We start from the raw sequence: 16,760 nt of genomic DNA, 5'->3' as shown, positions 1-16,760 counted from the left end.
GCATTGCTTGGCTCGGGGGATCAGGCCGCCTCCGCCAGCGCCTCCTCTTTCTTCTGGTACGCCTGGGGCGAGAGCCCCAGCAGCTCCTGCACGGTCGATGCCACAGTGATGGAGGAGATGGTGCCCACCAGGATGCCGGCGAACAGGGTGAAGGAGAAGCCGTAGAGCGCATCGCCGCCGAACAGCAGCAGGGCCCCGACGGTGAAGAGGGTGGTGCCCGAGGTGATCATGGTGCGGCTGAAGGTGGCCTTGATGGCCACGTCCGAGCACTCGTGGATCCCCATCTGGGTGCGCGAGCTGAGCAGGTCCCGCAGCCGGTCCGAGATGACGATGCTGTCGTTGAGCGAATAGCCGATCACCGCCATCAGGCCGGCGATCACGTTGAGATCGAACTCGATGTGGAACAGCGCCAGCAGCCCCAGCGCCACCAGACCGTCGTGCAGCACCGACACCAGGATGCCGATGGCTTGGCGCCACTCGAAGCGTACCGCCAGATAGGCGGAGATGGCCAGGGAGGCCACCAGCACCGCCAGCATCCCCTGCTGGAACAGCTCGGCGCCCACCTGGGGGCCGACTATGGTGGTGCGCAGCAGCTCCACCGGCAGGCCGAGCTGCTGGCTCAGCATCACCGCCAGCTCCTCGGCCGGCCAGGGCAGCTCGTGGGGCGGCAGCTTGATGAGCCACTCCCCCGGGATGCCGGCGCCGCCGAGCTCCACCGCCCCCGCCAACGGGGCGCTCAGCAGGGCATTGAGCTCGTGGGCCTCCTTCAGGGTCTGGATGCGAAACTCCAGCAGTATGCCACCGGTGAAGTCGAGCCCGAGCGACAGCCCGTTGATGGCCAGCACGGCGACGCTCGCGACGGTCAGCAGCACGGAGATCCACAGTCCGATGTAACGCCAGCGGGTCAGGCCCATGGCAGCGATCATTCTCAGCATTGTTCTTCCCTCGACAGCAGATGGCTCTGGCTTCCCAGCGGGAAGCCGGTGGCGCGGAGCAGGCTCGAACCCACGGCGCTATGACACAGGCAACTCGTTCTGATCATGGTCATACCCTCAGCAGCTTGGCGCTGCTCTTGCCCCAGAGGGGGTTGATGATGGCGCGGGTGCCCCAGATGCCGGTCACCATGCTGGAGATGAGCCCCAGGATCAGGGTGATGGAGAAGCCCTGCAGCGGGCCTGAGCCGATGGAGTAGAGCACCACGGCGCAGATCAATGTGGTGATGTTGGCGTCGAAGATGGTGCGAAACGCCGAGCGATAGCCAAAGTCGATGGCGTTGGCCAGGCTCCCCCCCTCCCGTAGCCGGTCCTTGATCCGCTCGAAGATGAGCACGTGGGTGTCCACCGCCATGCCGACGGTGAGCACCAGGCCGGCGATCCCCGGCAGGGTCAGCACGGCCCCCGGCAGCACCGCCAGCATGCCCACCTGCATCAGCAGGTTGGCGATGAGCGCGGTGATGGCGACCCAGCCGAACTTGCGATACCAGGCCATCATGAACAGCATCATGCCCGCCATGCCGAACGCCAGGGCGGTGAAACCCGCCTCTATGTTCTGCAGCCCCAGGGTCGGCCCGATGGAACGCTCCTCCAGGATCTTGAGCGGTGCGGTGAGGGCGCCGGCCCGCAGCAGCATGGCCAGCTCCTGGGCCTCGGGCAGACTGCCAATACCTGTGATGCGGAACTGGTTGCCGAGCGCCGTCTGGATGGTGGCGACGTTGATCACCTCGCTCTGGGCCCGCAGCTTGCCCTGGGCGTTGGTCTTGTATTCGGTGAAGACGGTGGCCATCGGCTTGCCCACGTGCTGGCGACTGAACTGGTTCATCTTGCTGCCACCCAGGCTGTCGAGCACGATATTGACCTGGGGTTGGCCCATCTCGCCCATATTGGCGCGGGCATCGACGATGTGCTCACCGCTCAGCACCGGTTTGCGCGCCAGACCGACCGCCTGACCGCTGCGATCCGCCATGAAGAAGCGGCTGTCGGCCTGGGCCTCGTAAAAGGCCAGCGACGCGGTGGCGCCTATCACTTCCTTGGCCTGCTTGGGATTGTGTACCCCGGGCAGCTCGATGCGGATGCCGTCCTGGCCCTGACGCTGGACCGAGGCCTCGACGATGCCGAGCTCGTTGATCCGCTTCTTGAGGATGGAGAGGTTCTGGGTCACGGCGTTGTTGGCCAGCAGGGTGCGCTCGGCCTCGCTCATCACCAGCCGCAGCTCGTTGCCGCTGCGATTGAGTTGCCACTGATCCTGACGGGTACCGGCGGAATCCTTGATGATGTTGAGCCAGGGGGCCTGATCCGCCACCTCGGGCAGCGTGACGCGCACCTCCCCCTCGCTCACCCGGGCCACGTTGGCGCCGCGCAGGCGCGCCTCGCGGAACTGGGTACGCAGCATGTCCACCAGGTTCTTGGTCTGGTTGTCCACCACGAAGCTGAGATCGACCCCGATCAGCAGCTGGGAGCCGCCGCGCAGGTCCAGCCCGAGCTTGATGGGGGCGGCGCCGAGCTGGCTGATCCAGGTCGGCGCATTGGAGTAGAACTCCAGGGTCAGGGCCGCGCTGTCATGGCCCTGTTGCTCCAGCAGCTGCTTGGCCCTTTGCTGATCGGCCTGGCTGTTGAACACCAGCTCGACCCGCTCTTTCTGCTGCACCTGTTTGACCGGCTCTATCTGGTGATCGCGCAGCAGGCTGCGCTGCGCCTCGGTCAGGCTTGTCTGGCCGTGCAGGCCGAGGGAAGGCTGCTCACCGAAGAAGGTGGGCAGGGAGTAAAACGCGAAGGTGAGCAGCATGAGCAGCAGCAGGGCGTACTGCCACAGGTTCATGCGGTTCAGGGTGATGCGACTCTTTTTTCTCATGGCAAAGGCCTCTGTCGGGCGAAGGCGGCGGGCACGGAACCAGGGTTCGCACCACGCAAGAAAATTCAAATGAGATGGCGGGCCCGTTCACATGCGGTGAACAGGCTTTATGAGCGGCGATGAGGCAGTGCGGTAAGGCCAGACCCCATCGGGATCAGGCGAGATAACTCTGGGAGAAACGGTATTGCAGATGCTGGCGTTGCAAGCGATGCCGGTGAATGGTGGCAAAGCGATCGCGGAAGCTGTGTTTGGGGTAGAGCAGGGCGGCGTAGAGCAGCAGGCCGCACAGCAGCAGCAGGATGGCCTGCTGTGACCAGCTCATGACGAGCTCGTAGACGACGCTCTTTGGCTGGTTGTCGCCGCGCAGGGAGTGCTCGAGGCGCAGCAGATGATTCTGGTGGGAGCCGACAAACTTGACGACACCGTCGTCGCTGTCGCTGGCGCCGTGGCTGGCCTGTACCAGCTCGGACTGATCTCCTGCGCCGGCCTTAGTCATCATCTGGGTCTGCTGGGCGGCGGACCGATGAGCGGATACCTTGAGCCCCTCCACCGAGACGGTAGAGAGCAACAGAGTGAGCGCGATGAGCAGGGTCATCGTCGCCAGTTTCACTTTGTCCAGCAGGCTCAAACGGTTAATTCCTGAAAAATAGAGGGGGCAAACTACCACAGCCCCCCGGATAGAACAAGGACGGCAGGCCTCGCGGCCTGCCGTCCTTGTCGCCTAGGGGATGCGCCATCAACCGCCTTTGGTCATGGCCGCGAAGTCCTCGGCATAGTCCTTGAGCAGGCTGTAGAGGTGGGCACGCTGGGAGAGATCCATCGACTGGCTGAGATCGCTGAGCCACTTGATGGTGCGCTGGCGGGACTGGTCGGTGTAACCGGTGAAGCGCCCGTCCATCAGGCCGTCCCCCTGTTGCAGCAGACGAGTCAGCTCCTTGCCAAAATCCGGGCTCTGGCGCTGCTTCATCAGCCGATCCAGCTCCAGGCTCCAGGCCCCCTGGAACTCCAGCCAGGGCCCCATCATCTCGTATTGCCACTCGGCCCATTGGGCGATCAACGGCTCCTGGGCCGGCTTGACCCTGCCTATCCAGAACCGCAGCCGCTCGTTCATCTTCTCCCTGAAGCCCTTGAGCATCTCCTCCCTGGATTCGGTGGCGAAGTCATGCTGGCGCTCCTGCTGGCGCTTCACCCTGTCGGTCATGAAGTGGGCCACCTGGGCGTCGGTCAGGGTGCGAGCGAGGCGCACTGTGCGGGGGATGGCATTCTCCAGGGTGCGGGTCAGGCTGCCCTGTACCTTGTCGAGATGATACTCGACCTGGACCGGGCTCATGGGGCTCGCCACCGCCTTGGCCAGGGCATCGAGATCCCTGGCGTAGATGGGCAGCTCATGTTGGCGATGCCAGGCCATCAGCCCCTTCACCTCGCTGTCGAGCAGCTTCTTCTGGCTGCGATCCAGGGAAAAATAGTCGTCCAGCTGCCAGACGATGGCCGAGTCGAGCCAGTAGTAGATCACCCGGGTCGCGCAGCCCGTCAGCAGCAGACAGAGCAGCAGCAGACTCCAGCTACGGGGTTGACGCCATGAGAATGTGGTCACCATGCATGCCTCCAATTCGTTGAAAAAATAAGCGTCATTCGATGCACTCGAGTCAGTCTCACTCCAGACGTTGGCGGTGGCTGTCGATCAGGGTCTGATAATCGGGGCCGGCTTGTTGCTCCGCCATCAGCAGGCCCCACAGCAGGGCGATGTAGTCAACCCATGGCAGGAAGGCGTCGGCCTGAAATCCCTTGCCATTGAGCAGCTTATGAGTGCCTCCCCTGTCTTCAAGATAGCAGTTCTCCAACTGACTCTGCTGCTCTTCGCTCCAACCGTGGGTGCGCACTATGCTGGCGAGCTCGAACCCCGGGTGGCCGGCGGCGCCATACTCCCAGTCGATGACCCAGGGTCGGCTGCCCAACAAGTTAGCCGGATTGAGATCGTGATGGCAAGGGAGCCAGCAATCGTCCGGCTCGCGGCTGGCGAGCAGGCCCCGCTCCAGCGCCGGCAACCAGGCCGGCACCTGGGCCAGCCTGGCGCGATAACCGGCGCTATGGGCCCGCACCGCCATCACCACCCGGGGCAGCGGCAGCCGGTGCAGGCGGCGCAGCACCTCGGCCAGCAGGCGGGGCTGTTCGGCCGGCGGGGGCGGCGCCTGGACCCAATTTGGATCGTCGCACCAGTCCAGCAGCATCAGGCCGGAAGCCGGATCGCTGTGATGGCACGCCAGGACCAGCCCCTGCCCCACCGCCCCCTGGTAGAGCTGCCATTCGGTGGCCCGATCGATACCTAGCCGCACCGGATCCGGGTGACCGAGCCGCAAAAAGTAGCTGCGCCCCGAGGAGAGGCGCAGCCGGTAGTTGCAGTTGGTCAGGCCGAGGGCAAGGGGCTCGAGCTTCCCCTGGCGCCAGGGGGCCGGCAGGCGGTTCAGCAGTTCGAGCTCGGCCAGATCGCCGGACTGGGCCCGCGCCGCAGCGACAGCTTTGTGCAGATTACCGGGCTGTTTGTTCACATCACCAAGCTTCTTGTTCACATCACCAACCGAAAGTGGAGGTCTTCGCCTGCTTGCGGATCTCTTTCTGATCGGCCCACAGTAGCTCGCCGTTCTGCAGATCCATCAGGTTCATGGTCATCTGGTAGTAGACGTCCTTCAGCTTGCCGTTGTCCTTGACGATGCTGGCCAGGTTGCCATAGACCATGTAGCGGGCGCCGGTCTGCTTGCCGAGCCGTACCATGGAGGCGGAGTCCACCATGCCGCTGCTCTGCTGATACTCGAGCTGCTGCTTGACCGCGGCCACCTTGCTCATGTCGACGAAGCGGAACTTGCCGGCCCGCAGCAGCTTGGTGCGCATGGTGTCGGTGATGGCCTCGGTGTCGATGTGCTCCGAGGTCTTGTTGCGGATGCTGTCCATAAACAGCACGGGACGGCCCGCCGCGGTGATCTCGCCGGTGGCGGGAGAGCTCAGCATGGAGTCCGCCATCTTGTCGGCGATGGCCTGCAGATCCGACGAGCCGTAATCCACGGTCACCGTCTCGGTTTCGGTCGGATCGCCATAGCTGACGGTGGTGCTGGAGCAGCCGCCGAGCAGCAGGGTACCGCTCAGGATCAGCAGGGCATGGTTCATTTTCATCAGTTCGATTCCTCAATCACTTCGCGTACATAGACCCTGTATCCCTGGGCGGTCGGGTTAGGCGCCAGGGCCGACAGGGTGCGGCTCTGGTAACCGTGGAGCTTGATGGGGGTCCAGCCGCGACCATCGCTGGCCAGCTCCTGGCCGCTGCCATCATACCAGTAGAACAGGTATTGCAGATGGCTGTCCCCCGAGCGGCTATTGGCCAGGATCACGTTGACCTGCAGCAGGCCATTCTGCTCGCGGCGGCTCTGCTCGGTCAGGGCAACGTCCAGCCCGCTGTTGTGGGTCTCCAGCTGGGCCGCGCCCCCCGCCGGGGCATAGAGCGCCACGCCGGCGGTGTTGGTGGTACAGGCTGACAACAGCAGCATCAGGCCAAGGGCCGCACCATGGGCTTTCATCGTATTCTCCTTATCGACCGCCAAAGGTGGCCATCGGTGGCTGCCCCGCAAGGGGCATAAATCACATCGGGTGTGGCCGCTAGAGCGGCAGCACCCGGGTCGTCAGGCCGGCACCGAGCCGCTGCACCCACACCAGGGTGGTGCGGCCGCCATGGACGGTGAGCGGCAACTCGCGGCGGGCACTGCCCGCCCCCAGCTGGAGCCGCACCTCGCCGGCCGGCAGCATCCCCTGCCAGCTGGAGGCCTGGGCCGGCAGCGTCAACCAGCTGCGGGTATCGGCCCGCTCCGACAGGGTGTTGAAGATGCCGACCATGATGTTGCCCACGTCTCCCCCCTCCTTGGCGGCGCTGCGCCGCAGCTGCTCCTTGGTCAGCAGCCGCAGCGCCTGCCGGGTCAACATGCCCGGCAACCGCTCCTGCAGATCCTTGGCGGCCAGCGCCCCTAGCTGGACCAGGGGGCTGGTCTGCTCCTGGCGGCCGCCCACCGAGACCAGCAGCGGCCCGCCGTCGCTGGCCCGATTATCGTAATAGGGCACCGCCACGGTAAAGGTCCGAAAATCGCCGCCCGAGGTGGCGATGGGCAGCGGCAGGAACAGCTCCCGCCGCGCCGGGATCAGGCCATCTTCAAACAGCACCACCAGCTGGCCCTGATCCTTGAGCAGTGGCGGCGCCTTGCGACCGACGCTCTTCTCGGTCTCCTTGAGCTCATCGGTGGAGCCGCGCAGCCGTGCCAGCCGCAGCAGGGCATCCTGCAGGCTCCGGTTGTCCGGCGCTATCTGGTAGCCGCGCTGGTAGTCGACCCAGGCATCGTTGAGATCCCCGGCCGCCTCATAGAGGACGCCGGAGAAGTAGAAGGTGTAGGCGTTCTGGAAGCCGTTCTTCACCTGGCCTATCAGACGATCGAGCTCGGGGGCCCCGCGCGACATCAGCTGGCGCATCTGTTGCTCGGTGCTCGCCTCCCGCCCCTGCCGTTCGACCTGCCGCACCTCGGCGGCCCGCGCCTTGAGCGCCCGCTCCTGCACCTGATTGGCGCGGCGCACCTCCACCAGGGCGCCGTCGGCATCCCCCCGTTGCAGGTAGTTCAGCGCCAGATAGTGGTGCAGCATGGTGCGCTCGTAGTCGGGCACCCGATAGGTCATGGTCTGATCGTTGGTGAGCAGGCTGCCCGCCTGGGCCAGGCCGCGGCTCAGCCGGTACTCGGCCTGGTTGTCCTCCCAGCCGAGGCGGCCATCGGCGGCGGCGAAGGCCTGCTTGCTGCCGGCATCCTGGCCGGCGAGCCAGGCGATACGCCCCTGCTCCAGCCGATCCAGCACATAGCTGTCGTCCCCCAGGCTGGAGTCGCGAACCTCGGGCAAGGCCTCGGCGGCATGACCCAGCAGCAACTGATTGCGCAGCGGCACCATCTGATCTGAATAGGAGACGAAGAGATCCTGCCAGTGGGAGGCGCAGCCCCCCAGCAGCAGACCGGCCAACAGCAGGCCGGTCAGTGGGGCGGGACGGATCACAGGCTGAGCAGAGGGCCCAGCGGCTGACCACCGACCAGGTGCATGTGGATGTGGTAGACCTCCTGCCCGCCGTGGCGGTTGCAGTTCATGATCAGGCGATAGCCGTTTTCGGCGATGCCGGCATCGGCTGCCAGCTTGCGGGCGACGGTGAACATGCGACCGAGGGCCAGCTCATGATCCGGCTCCACGTCGTTGACGGTGGGGATCAGCACATTCGGCACTATCAGGATATGGGTCTTGGCCTTGGGCTGGATGTCGCGAAACGCGGTCACCAGATCGTCTTGATAAAGGATGTCGGCGGGGATCTCTTTGCGGATGATTTTGCTGAAAATGGTTTCTTGCGCCATGGGTAACTCCTTTATATGAAAAAGAAAATTTAACACAAACCTCAAGCGACTCCCAAAAATGCCGCCGTGGTCCGCCAAGTGTGACACAAGCCGATATTTGGCACAGCCGTTGTCCCAATCCCTTCAGTTATTGTTAAAAATACCGATAGTCAGGGGGACGTCCTCCGTATCATCGACGCCTCGCCCGCACAGGGTGGAGTGCAGGGTACCAAAAGGACGGGGTACTCAGGCAAGGGACTTTTGCATAGACAGCGGGACAATAATGAAACAAACCATGTCAGACCTCTCGATCTTACAGAGAGTCTATTTAGGCTTTGCCATCCTGGTCGCCGTGATGGTGGCCACCTCGGTGCTGACGTTTCGTAGCCAGAGCGAGCTCAATCAGGCGCTGGATCAGGTGACGCAGCAATCCATGCCGCTGGTGATCGCCAGCAGCCAGACCCAGATCAGCCTGCTCAGCGCCAACAAGTGGCTCACCGACGTGCTGACCGAGCAGGACACCAAGTTGCTGCAGGGGGAAGTGGCCGAACTGCAGCAGGCCAAGCAGCAGGTCGACAAGATGCTGGCGACCCTCAAGCAGCAGGTCGCCAGCCACCCCGAGCTGCAGGGGGAGATGGCCGCCCTCGGCCAGCTGGTCGATGACTATCTGCGGCTGACCCAGACCCTGCCCACCGAGCACGAGGCGCTGCTCACCCGGCTGCACAAGGTCAACCAGGCCAAGGGCCAGTTCCAGGTCAGCCTGCCCCAGTTCAAGAAGAACCTCGGCGACATGATGGTCACCGTCGACGACAGTTTCATCAAGATGCTCTCCGAGACCCTGACCACCAAGCTCTCCGCCATCGAGCTCTCCACCATGGATGCCCTCAACCAGAGCATCCCCGCCCCCATCGAAGCGGCGCTCAAGCGCAACAAGATGCAGATCGAGGGCTTCAACAGCACCATCAAGGATCTGCAGGGGGAGCTCAAGGATTTTGACAACAACATGGGCCACTACGTCCATGGCTTCGTGCGCGACACCACCGCCACTGAAGGGGTGCTCGCCCAGTACCTGGCGCTGATGAAGCAGCAACAGAGCATGCGTGAGCAGAGCAAGCAGGCGAGCCAGCTCATCGTCAGCATCCAGAACAAGCTGGAGGGGATCACCGCCCAGAGCCAGCAGCTAATGAACGCCAGCATCAAGGCCTCCGATCGGGTGCAGACCCGAAGCACCCTGACCCAGGGGATCAGCATAGTCATCGCCATCTTCGTCGCCATCCTGGTGGCCTATACCCTGGGCAAGGCCATTCGCCGCCCGCTCAAGGAGCTGCTGCGGGTGCTGACCGAGGTGACCCAGGGCGACATGACCCAGCGGGTCGGCTTCAAGAGCCAGAACGAGTTCGGCCAGCTCGGCAGCCAGATCAACCTGCTGATCCAGCAGATGGGGGACGTGCTCCGTCAGCTCTCCCAGGCGTCGAACCAGCTCAACAGCGCCGCCCACGACAACCGCCACACCACCGAATCGGTGCGGGCCGATCTGGAGAAGCAGCGCCAGGAGACCGCCTCGGTCGCCGCCGCCATGACCCAGATGGAAGCCTCGGTGCGGGAGGTGGCCCAGGCCGCCAACCAGACCCTGGAGCGGGTGCAGGATGTGGAGAAGGCCTCGGAGGTGGGCCGCAAGGTGATGGCCGGCAACATCACCACCACCCATCAGCTGGCGGGCAAGCTGCAGCAGACCGGTGCGGTCATCGCCGATGTGAGCGCCATGAGCGGCCAGATCGGCAACATCCTCGACGTCATCCGCGGCATCGCCGAGCAGACCAACCTGCTGGCCCTCAACGCCGCCATCGAGGCCGCCCGCGCCGGTGAGCAGGGCCGCGGCTTCGCGGTGGTGGCGGACGAGGTGCGCAACCTGGCCGGCCGCACCGCCCAGTCCACCAGTGAGATCCAGACCATGATCGAGAACCTGCAGCAGGGGGTCGCCCGGGCGGTCGACGTGATGCAGGAGTGCTCCCGCGAGATGGACAGCTGCGTGGATCAGAGCTCCCAGGCCAACAACGCCATGGAGGAGGTGCAGGGCATAGTGGTGCTGATCAGCGACATGTCGAGCCAGATCGCCTCCGCCGCCGAGCAGCAGCAGGCCACCAGCGCCGACATCGCCACCAACCTCAACCGCATCTCGGACATCTCGGATCTCAACTATCGGGGCATAGAGCGGGTGGCCGAGACCAGCCAGCAACTCGACAGCTTGGCCGAACAGCAGGAGGGGCTGGTGCAGCGCTTCCGGCTCAGCGCCTGAGCTTTACCGGGCGTTCTGTAACCAAAGAGAGGGGCCTGCGGGCCCCTCTCTCGTGACGCCGCAAAGCGCCTGGCGCGAAAGTCGGATCCCGATCACGGACAGGGGCGCACCGCTGCGCCAGCATGGGCCATCGACCTCTTTTGACCCCCTCGGCCAGGCCGAGCCCAGGATCTCGCCATGATCTCCCTCAGCCAGTTGCTGCTGTTTGCCGGCGCCGCCCTCTTGATGGCCCTGACCCCCGGTCCCAACATGCTCTATCTGCTCTCCCGCTCCCTCTGCCAGGGGCGGATGGCGGGCATCATGTCCTGGTGCGGTGTGGTGCTGGGCTTCAGCGTGCATATGCTGTGCGCCGCCATCGGCCTGACCGCCCTGTTCATGACGATCCCGCTGGGCTATGAGCTGCTCAAGGTGGCCGGCGCCCTCTACCTGCTGTGGCTCGCCTGGCAGGGCATACGGCCGGGAGCCCGCTCCCCGTTCGAGCCGACCGCGCTGGCGGCCCAGTCCCCCGGCCGGCTGTTCCTGATGGGGCTGCTCACCAGCGTGCTCAACCCCAAGGTGGCCATCTTTTACCTGTCGGTGCTGCCCCAGTTCATCGCGCCGGACGCGGGATCCGTGCTCAGCCAGAGCCTGCAACTCGGCACGGTGCAGGTGCTCATCAGCGCCGTCGTCAACCTGATGGTGGCCCTGTCCGCCGCCCGCCTCGCGCTCTGGTTCGCCCGCCACCGCCTCTGGCTCGCGGTGCAGCGTTACGTGATGGCCACGGTGCTGGGGCTGCTCGCCGTCCGTCTGCTGGCCCAGGGCCGCAGCTAGCAAACCCCGCCCGGCCCCAGACAACAAGAAGGCTCCCGTAGGAGCCTTCTTTGATTGGACCTTCGATGCGGCCAATGGGCCACATCAGGGTTCAGGCGTAGGCGATGGCGCCCTTGCCGACCCCCTCATAGGCCACTATCTTCACGAACTTGTCGCCCACCTGTTGCTTCACCTCGCGGGCGATATGGTGGGCCAGCAGCTCTATGGTGGTGTCGGTGTCGATCATCTCCACCTCAGCCGCCGGCATGGCGAGCTGGAACAGACCCTGGGGCGCCATGTACTTGAAGCCAAGGTGATGCTCACCCAGCTCGGCCTGCGCCAGCTCGCTTAAGGCCAGTTCGTTCAAGGGGACCTTGTCCTCCTCGGTGCCGAGGTAGATGTCGGCCCAGCGCTCGGCCCAGTTCAGCTCGAGCTCCCCATCCCGCTCGCCATCCACCAGGATCTCGATGGGAGAGCGATGGCCGTGGGCGATGCGCTGGCAGTTGCCATCGTGCTTCTTGAGCCCGTGGCTGTAGTGATAGAAGGCGCCGTCGAGCCGCTCCTGGCGCAGGGTCAGCGCCAGATCCTTGATGTTGTCCGGCAGCCGCTTGGCCAGTACCGCCAGCAGATAGCGGGTCACCGACTCCTTGTCCACCTGGGGCGCCGGGATGAAGGCGAACGCCTGGGACGGGCAACGCAGGTGGATGGAGCGCTGGGGGCGCAGCAGATCCACGGTGCACTCGCCGTCGTCCAGGGGGTGGATGTGCACCAGGGCGCTCTCGGTCGGCACCAGCAGCTTGTGATCCACCTCTTCATCGATGATCGACTTGATCAGCTTCTTCACCCGACCAAAGTCCAGCAGCATGCTCATCTCGTTGAGCTCGCCGCTCATCTCGATGTCCACCAGCCAACTCTCCCCCACCATGCCGCGACGCTCGCACAGGTAGCTGGAATCGATCACAGTCAAATCTCTAACAAATAACTTCATCACTCAGGCCTTGCTACAGAGAAAGTGCAGTTTGCGATATTATGACCCCGGATTATCGGCAAAGGAACTGGAACCCCCCATGAACAAATTGCTTATCAAGAATGCCACCCTGGTCAACGAAGGCCGCATCTATGCTTCCGACGTCTTGATCGAGGGTGAGCGGATCGCCCGCATCGCCCCGGACATCAGCGCCCCCGATGCCGTGGTGATCGATGCCGCAGGCCGTCACCTCATCCCCGGGATGATCGATGATCAGGTCCATTTCCGGGAACCTGGCCTGACCCACAAGGGGACCATCGCCAGTGAATCCCGGGCCGCCGTCGCCGGTGGCACCACCAGTTTCATGGAAATGCCCAACGTCAATCCCCAGACCACCACCCTCGACGCCCTCGAAGCCAAATACCAGATAGCCGCCAACTCCGCCGCCGCCAACTACAGCTTCTACCTGGGTGCCACCAACGACAACCTGGAAGAGATCAAGAAGCTGGATCCCAAGCAGTCCTGCGGCATCAAGATCTTCATGGGAGCCTCCACCGGCAACATGCTGGTGGACAACCAGGAGACACTGGCGGCCATCTTCCGCGAGAGCCCGGTGATGATAGTCACCCACTGCGAGGACACCCCCTCCATCAAGGTGCTGGAAGACGAGGCCCGTGCCAAGTGGGGCGAGGATGTGCCGATGCGCGAGCACGGCCGCATCCGCAGCGCCGACGCCTGCTACAAATCCTCCAGCATGGCGGTGGGGCTGGCGAAGCAGTACGGTGCCAAGCTGCACGTGCTGCACCTGACCACGGCCAAGGAGCTGTCGCTCTTCACCGCCACCCCGGATCTGAAGGATCTCAAGGACAAGAACATCACCGCCGAGGTGTGCGTTCATCATCTGTTCTTCAACGAGGCGGACTACGACACCCTGGGCAGCCAGATCAAGTGCAACCCGGCGGTGAAGAGCGCCGCCGACCAGCACGCCCTGCTGGATGCGGTGCGCAACGACGTGCTCGACATCATCGCCACCGACCACGCCCCCCACACCTGGGAAGAGAAGCAGAACAGCTACTTCAAGGCGCCGTCCGGCGTGCCCCTGGTGCAGCACTCCCTGCAGGCGCTGCTGGAGCTCTACCACAACGGCGTCTTCTCGTTGGAGACCATCGTCAAGAAGACCTCCCACGCGGTGGCCGAGCGCTTCCAGGTGCAGGATCGCGGCTACATCCGCGAAGGCTACTTCGCCGACCTGGTGCTGCTGGATCTCGGCAAGCCCTATGTGGTCAACGACAGCAACCTGCTCTACCTGTGCGGCTGGTCGCCCTTCAACGGCTACCGTTTCCAGAGCACCGTCGAGATGACCCTGGTCAACGGCCAAATCGCCTGGCAGAACGGTCAGGTCACCGATCAGGTGCTGGGCAAGCGGTTGACCTTCAACCGCTGACCTTTGCTCGCGAGCGATGCCTGTCACTCGCGCCAGACGGCCGCCCATCGGGCGGCCGTTTTCATACCGGACGGCGGATTGGCGCCGACAAAACGAGCGACTGGTCACACTTTGATCCGAGGTTGCTCGTAAAGCAGACGAACGCACTCAGGAGTGGATTTCCCCTGTTGACAGGATCGGGGCATCTCCATAAACTCCCTCCCCGTCAGCCGAGCTGACTCCGTCGGTGTGTAGCGCAGCCAGGTAGCGCATCTGCATGGGGTGTAGAGGGTCGGAGGTTCGAATCCTCTCACACCGACCAAATTCCCCGAGAAAGGCCTTGTCTAACGACAAGGCCTTTTCTTTTTGTGCTCCCCTGCCTCTTTTTGTGTTCCCCTGCGTGGCCGCGCCGCGATTGTCTCGCCCGGTGCTTTGTGCTGTAGTGATGCCGTGTTTCGCCAACCGGCTTGCAAACTAGATGTCGCGTATTGCCCCCCTCTCCCTCGGTTCCCGCCTGTGCGGCCTGCTGCTGATCGGCCTGCTGAGCGGCTGTGCCACCCCCTATGACAGCGAAAAATCCTTCTGGAACGGCCGCACCGGCTTCTCCCAGACCCAGCTCGGCACGGATCGCTGGCAGCTGGAGTTTGTCGGCAACGAGCTGGTGGACAGGGAGACGGCGCGCAAGTACGTGCTCAAACGAGCGGGGGAGATGGCGCTGGCACTGGGGTACGCCTGGGTGCAGGTGCATGAGCTGAGCGTTTCACGGGATGCGGTCAGGGTGACCCCCGCCCGCCCCCGGTTCGGCTTCGACGAGTATGAGCCCGACACCTTCATGGACGAGATGCATGTGCAGCATGTCACCTCGGCCCTGTTGATCTTCTCCCTCACCCAGCGCGCAGTAAACGAGCAGAGTCTCGAAGCTATTTATATTGCAAATGTAAAAATAAACAGTGATTAATATAGATTAATTGCAAGATCTATATCACATACAACTAATAACAACATAAAGTTCTGCCATAAGCCGCTGGATTTCCCTTTCGTGATTAGGCATTCTGCCAGCACACCGGCTGTCAGGATTCCATGGCCCGGATCACAAAAACGGACTGAGGTGGCCCCCCGCCACCTGTACACGCACTGCACACAGAGACACTGGGACTCCCCCATGAAAATGAATAAGTTGACGGTTGCCATCCTCATCGCGATGTTGCTTGGCATTTTTACCGGTCAAGGTTACCGCCTGCTGGCACCCGCTCAGGCGGCTGATTTCGCCAGTGACATCACCATCTTGACCGACATCTTCCTGCGCCTGATCAAGATGATCATCGCCCCCCTGGTCTTCACCACCCTGGTGGTGGGCATCGCCAAGATGGGCGACACCCGCACCGTGGGCCGCATCGGGGTCAAGACCCTCGGCTGGTTCATGCTGGCCTCGCTGATGTCCCTGACCCTGGGCCTGATCATGGTGCACCTGATGCAGCCGGGCGTGGGGCTCTCCCTCTCCCTGCCGGATGACACCGCCAGCTCCGGCGTGGTCGCCAGTGCCCTCTCCCTCAAGGACTTCGTCACCCACGCCATTCCCAAGAGCGTGATCGAGGCCATGGCCACCAACGAGATCCTGCAGATAGTGGTGTTCTCCCTCTTCTTCGGGCTGGCCGCCGCCGCCCTGGGCGATGCCGCCAAACCCGTGGTCAAGCTGATGGCAAGCAGCGCCGAGATCATGCTGAAGGTGACCGGCTACGTGATGAACTTCGCCCCCTTCGCGGTGTTCGGCGCCATCGCCGCCATGGTCGCCAAGGAAGGGCTCGGCATCCTCGCCACCTACGGCACCTTCATGGCCCAGTTCTATCTGGCCCTGGCCTGCCTCTGGCTGCTGCTCATCGCCATGGGTAGCCTGTTCATCCGCCGCCGCATCCTGACCCTGCTGTCCATGATCCGCGAGCCCATACTGCTGGCCTTCTCCACCGCCAGCTCCGAGGCCGCCTACCCCAAGACCCTGGATCGGCTGGAGAAGTTCGGCTGTGACAAGCGCATCGCCAGCTTCGTGCTGCCCATGGGTTACTCCTTCAACCTGGACGGCTCCATGATGTACTGCACCTTCGCGGTCATGTTCATCGCCCAGGCCTACGGCATCGAGCTCAGCATGGCCCAGCAGATCACCATGCTGCTGCTGCTGATGGTCACCTCCAAGGGGATGGCCGGGGTGCCGCGCGCCTCCCTGGTGGTGATCGCCGCCACCCTGAACCAGTTCCAGATCCCGGAGGCCGGCATCCTGCTGCTGCTCGGCATCGACCACTTCCTCGACATGGGCCGCTCCGCCACCAACGTGCTGGGCAACGCCATCGCCGCCAGCGTGGTGGCCAAGACCGAAGACAGCCTGGGAGAGACCCAGCCCGAGGGCGAACTCGCCAAGGCTTGAGCCAACTCCACCCAGCAAAAGGCCCGCAGATGCGGGCCTTTTGCTGGGCGGTAATCAGCACCAACGCCGCACCCGCCGGCAGTACTGCACATAGGCGATGCCGAAGCGGGCACGCAGGGCGCGCTCCTCCGGCAGGATCTGAAAGCGGGTGAGCCAGCCCAGCAACAGCAGCGGACCCAGCCAACCCCAGAGGCCGCCGAGATAGCAGGCCAGTGCCATCAACCAGCAGAGCAGCCCCAGATACATGGGGTTGCGGCTGAGGTGATAGACCCCCTGGGTCACCAGCACCCGGCACTGTTGCAGGCGGATCGGATTGACCGTCGTGCGCTGCCGATGAAAGTTCAGCAGCGCCCCGCCCCCCAGCAGGGCGCCCGCGATCAGCAGGCCGCCAGCCAGGATGAGCGCCACCCCGCCCCCCCTCTCATCCCCCCGCCCCAGCCACATGGCAAGCGCGATCACGACAAACAATAACAAGGGTGGGATACGCAGCTCGAAACGCATATTTTCTTCCTGCAACATGTGCCACAAATGGCGCCATTACGATACACTCGCAGCGCCGGTAGCTGGGCAAAAAGTGACAAAGATCATCAGCATAGCAACATGCAGCCCCAGCGACACCGCGTCTC

Annotated in this window: 16 protein-coding genes and 1 tRNA gene; 6 read left to right on the top strand and 11 right to left on the bottom strand. The window is 63.8% G+C overall.

Features of this window, described 5'->3' with window-relative positions; translation table 11 throughout:
- Window positions 1–20 precede the first annotated feature (20 nt).
- From secF to hinT, 9 genes are all read right to left on the bottom strand, one after another.
- Window positions 21–935, bottom strand: coding sequence for a protein translocase subunit SecF (secF, locus tag AACW18_RS06275; RefSeq protein ID WP_197720918.1), 915 nt, complete (start codon window positions 933–935; stop codon window positions 21–23).
- Between the two features lie 109 nt (window positions 936–1,044).
- Window positions 1,045–2,847, bottom strand: coding sequence for a protein translocase subunit SecD (secD, locus tag AACW18_RS06270; RefSeq protein ID WP_218290378.1), 1,803 nt, complete (start codon window positions 2,845–2,847; stop codon window positions 1,045–1,047).
- A 154-nt stretch (window positions 2,848–3,001) separates the two neighbouring features.
- Window positions 3,002–3,475: a hypothetical protein gene (locus AACW18_RS06265; RefSeq protein ID WP_218290377.1), complete on the bottom strand. Its 474-nt coding sequence runs from the start codon at window positions 3,473–3,475 to the stop codon at window positions 3,002–3,004.
- A gap of 108 nt (window positions 3,476–3,583) precedes the next feature.
- On the bottom strand, window positions 3,584–4,444 hold the full coding sequence (locus AACW18_RS06260) for a DUF6279 family lipoprotein (protein ID WP_218290376.1): 861 nt from the start codon (window positions 4,442–4,444) through the stop codon (window positions 3,584–3,586).
- A gap of 55 nt (window positions 4,445–4,499) precedes the next feature.
- On the bottom strand, window positions 4,500–5,372 hold the full coding sequence (locus AACW18_RS06255; protein WP_371317025.1) for a phosphotransferase: 873 nt from the start codon (window positions 5,370–5,372) through the stop codon (window positions 4,500–4,502).
- Window positions 5,373–5,415: 43 nt separating this feature from the next.
- A complete protein-coding gene (lpoB, locus tag AACW18_RS06250; RefSeq protein WP_218388117.1) occupies window positions 5,416–6,012 on the bottom strand; it encodes a penicillin-binding protein activator LpoB in 597 nt (198 codons plus the stop codon).
- Window positions 6,012–6,413, bottom strand: coding sequence for a YcfL family protein (locus AACW18_RS06245; protein ID WP_218290375.1), 402 nt, complete (start codon window positions 6,411–6,413; stop codon window positions 6,012–6,014). Before AACW18_RS06245 ends, lpoB begins: the two co-directional genes overlap by 1 nt.
- A 79-nt stretch (window positions 6,414–6,492) precedes the next feature.
- Window positions 6,493–7,914 carry a COG3014 family protein gene (locus tag AACW18_RS06240; RefSeq protein ID WP_218290441.1) on the bottom strand — a complete coding sequence of 474 codons (1,422 nt, stop codon included), beginning with the start codon at window positions 7,912–7,914 and terminating at the stop codon, window positions 6,493–6,495.
- Complete coding sequence (gene hinT / locus AACW18_RS06235) at window positions 7,914–8,264, bottom strand: purine nucleoside phosphoramidase (RefSeq protein WP_218290374.1); 351 nt, start codon at window positions 8,262–8,264, stop codon at window positions 7,914–7,916. Before hinT ends, AACW18_RS06240 begins: the two co-directional genes overlap by 1 nt.
- A 262-nt stretch (window positions 8,265–8,526) precedes the next feature.
- Here hinT and AACW18_RS06230 point away from each other — a divergent pair, with 262 nt between their 5' ends.
- The gene (locus tag AACW18_RS06230) at window positions 8,527–10,539 is read left to right on the top strand and encodes a methyl-accepting chemotaxis protein (RefSeq protein ID WP_042653440.1); all 2,013 of its coding nucleotides are present in this window, start codon (window positions 8,527–8,529) and stop codon (window positions 10,537–10,539) included.
- A gap of 177 nt (window positions 10,540–10,716) precedes the next feature.
- Window positions 10,717–11,349 carry a LysE family translocator gene (locus AACW18_RS06225; protein WP_042653439.1) on the top strand — a complete coding sequence of 211 codons (633 nt, stop codon included), beginning with the start codon at window positions 10,717–10,719 and terminating at the stop codon, window positions 11,347–11,349.
- A gap of 91 nt (window positions 11,350–11,440) precedes the next feature.
- Here the strand turns inward: AACW18_RS06225 and AACW18_RS06220 are convergent, their stop codons facing one another.
- Complete coding sequence (locus AACW18_RS06220; RefSeq protein WP_218328000.1) at window positions 11,441–12,316, bottom strand: 6-carboxytetrahydropterin synthase; 876 nt, start codon at window positions 12,314–12,316, stop codon at window positions 11,441–11,443.
- A 79-nt stretch (window positions 12,317–12,395) separates the two neighbouring features.
- On the opposite strand from AACW18_RS06220, the gene AACW18_RS06215 reads away from it, so the two are divergent.
- The 4 genes from AACW18_RS06215 to AACW18_RS06200 all read left to right on the top strand — a co-directional run bounded on the left by AACW18_RS06215 (window position 12,396) and on the right by AACW18_RS06200 (window position 16,134).
- The gene (locus AACW18_RS06215) at window positions 12,396–13,739 is read left to right on the top strand and encodes a dihydroorotase (RefSeq protein ID WP_218388116.1); all 1,344 of its coding nucleotides are present in this window, start codon (window positions 12,396–12,398) and stop codon (window positions 13,737–13,739) included.
- A 224-nt stretch (window positions 13,740–13,963) separates the two neighbouring features.
- A tRNA-Pro gene (locus AACW18_RS06210) sits at window positions 13,964–14,040 on the top strand.
- Window positions 14,041–14,196: 156 nt separating this feature from the next.
- Entirely contained in the window at window positions 14,197–14,676 is a 480-nt protein-coding gene (locus AACW18_RS06205) for a CC0125/CC1285 family lipoprotein (protein WP_218388115.1), read from the top strand.
- Between the two features lie 204 nt (window positions 14,677–14,880).
- Window positions 14,881–16,134 carry a dicarboxylate/amino acid:cation symporter gene (locus AACW18_RS06200; protein WP_042651762.1) on the top strand — a complete coding sequence of 418 codons (1,254 nt, stop codon included), beginning with the start codon at window positions 14,881–14,883 and terminating at the stop codon, window positions 16,132–16,134.
- 54 nt (window positions 16,135–16,188) lie between these two features.
- Here AACW18_RS06200 and AACW18_RS06195 read toward each other — a convergent pair whose 3' ends face one another.
- The gene (locus tag AACW18_RS06195) at window positions 16,189–16,635 is read right to left on the bottom strand and encodes a methyltransferase family protein (RefSeq protein ID WP_170175998.1); all 447 of its coding nucleotides are present in this window, start codon (window positions 16,633–16,635) and stop codon (window positions 16,189–16,191) included.
- Window positions 16,636–16,760: the final 125 nt, after the last annotated feature.

This window comes from Aeromonas sp. sia0103 (assembly GCF_963895295.1).
Taxonomy (GTDB): Bacteria; Pseudomonadota; Gammaproteobacteria; order Enterobacterales; family Aeromonadaceae; genus Aeromonas; species Aeromonas encheleia.
This window is presented reverse-complemented; position numbering and strand designations above follow the sequence as displayed.

Bases quoted from the DNA above. Each gene is read 5' to 3' on its own strand.
- secF (WP_197720918.1), bottom strand. From the start codon at position 935: ATGCTGAGAATGATCGCTGCCATGGGCCTGACCCGCTGGCGTTACATC.
- secD (WP_218290378.1), bottom strand. From the start codon at position 2,847: ATGAGAAAAAAGAGTCGCATCACCCTGAACCGCATGAACCTGTGGCAG.
- AACW18_RS06260 (WP_218290376.1), bottom strand. From the start codon at position 4,444: ATGGTGACCACATTCTCATGGCGTCAACCCCGTAGCTGGAGTCTGCTG.
- lpoB (WP_218388117.1), bottom strand. From the start codon at position 6,012: ATGAAAATGAACCATGCCCTGCTGATCCTGAGCGGTACCCTGCTGCTC.
- AACW18_RS06245 (WP_218290375.1), bottom strand. From the start codon at position 6,413: ATGAAAGCCCATGGTGCGGCCCTTGGCCTGATGCTGCTGTTGTCAGCC.
- hinT (WP_218290374.1), bottom strand. From the start codon at position 8,264: ATGGCGCAAGAAACCATTTTCAGCAAAATCATCCGCAAAGAGATCCCC.
- AACW18_RS06230 (WP_042653440.1), top strand. From the start codon at position 8,527: ATGAAACAAACCATGTCAGACCTCTCGATCTTACAGAGAGTCTATTTA.
- AACW18_RS06225 (WP_042653439.1), top strand. From the start codon at position 10,717: ATGATCTCCCTCAGCCAGTTGCTGCTGTTTGCCGGCGCCGCCCTCTTG.
- AACW18_RS06220 (WP_218328000.1), bottom strand. From the start codon at position 12,316: ATGAAGTTATTTGTTAGAGATTTGACTGTGATCGATTCCAGCTACCTG.
- AACW18_RS06215 (WP_218388116.1), top strand. From the start codon at position 12,396: ATGAACAAATTGCTTATCAAGAATGCCACCCTGGTCAACGAAGGCCGC.
- AACW18_RS06205 (WP_218388115.1), top strand. From the start codon at position 14,197: ATGTCGCGTATTGCCCCCCTCTCCCTCGGTTCCCGCCTGTGCGGCCTG.
- AACW18_RS06200 (WP_042651762.1), top strand. From the start codon at position 14,881: ATGAAAATGAATAAGTTGACGGTTGCCATCCTCATCGCGATGTTGCTT.
- AACW18_RS06195 (WP_170175998.1), bottom strand. From the start codon at position 16,635: ATGCGTTTCGAGCTGCGTATCCCACCCTTGTTATTGTTTGTCGTGATC.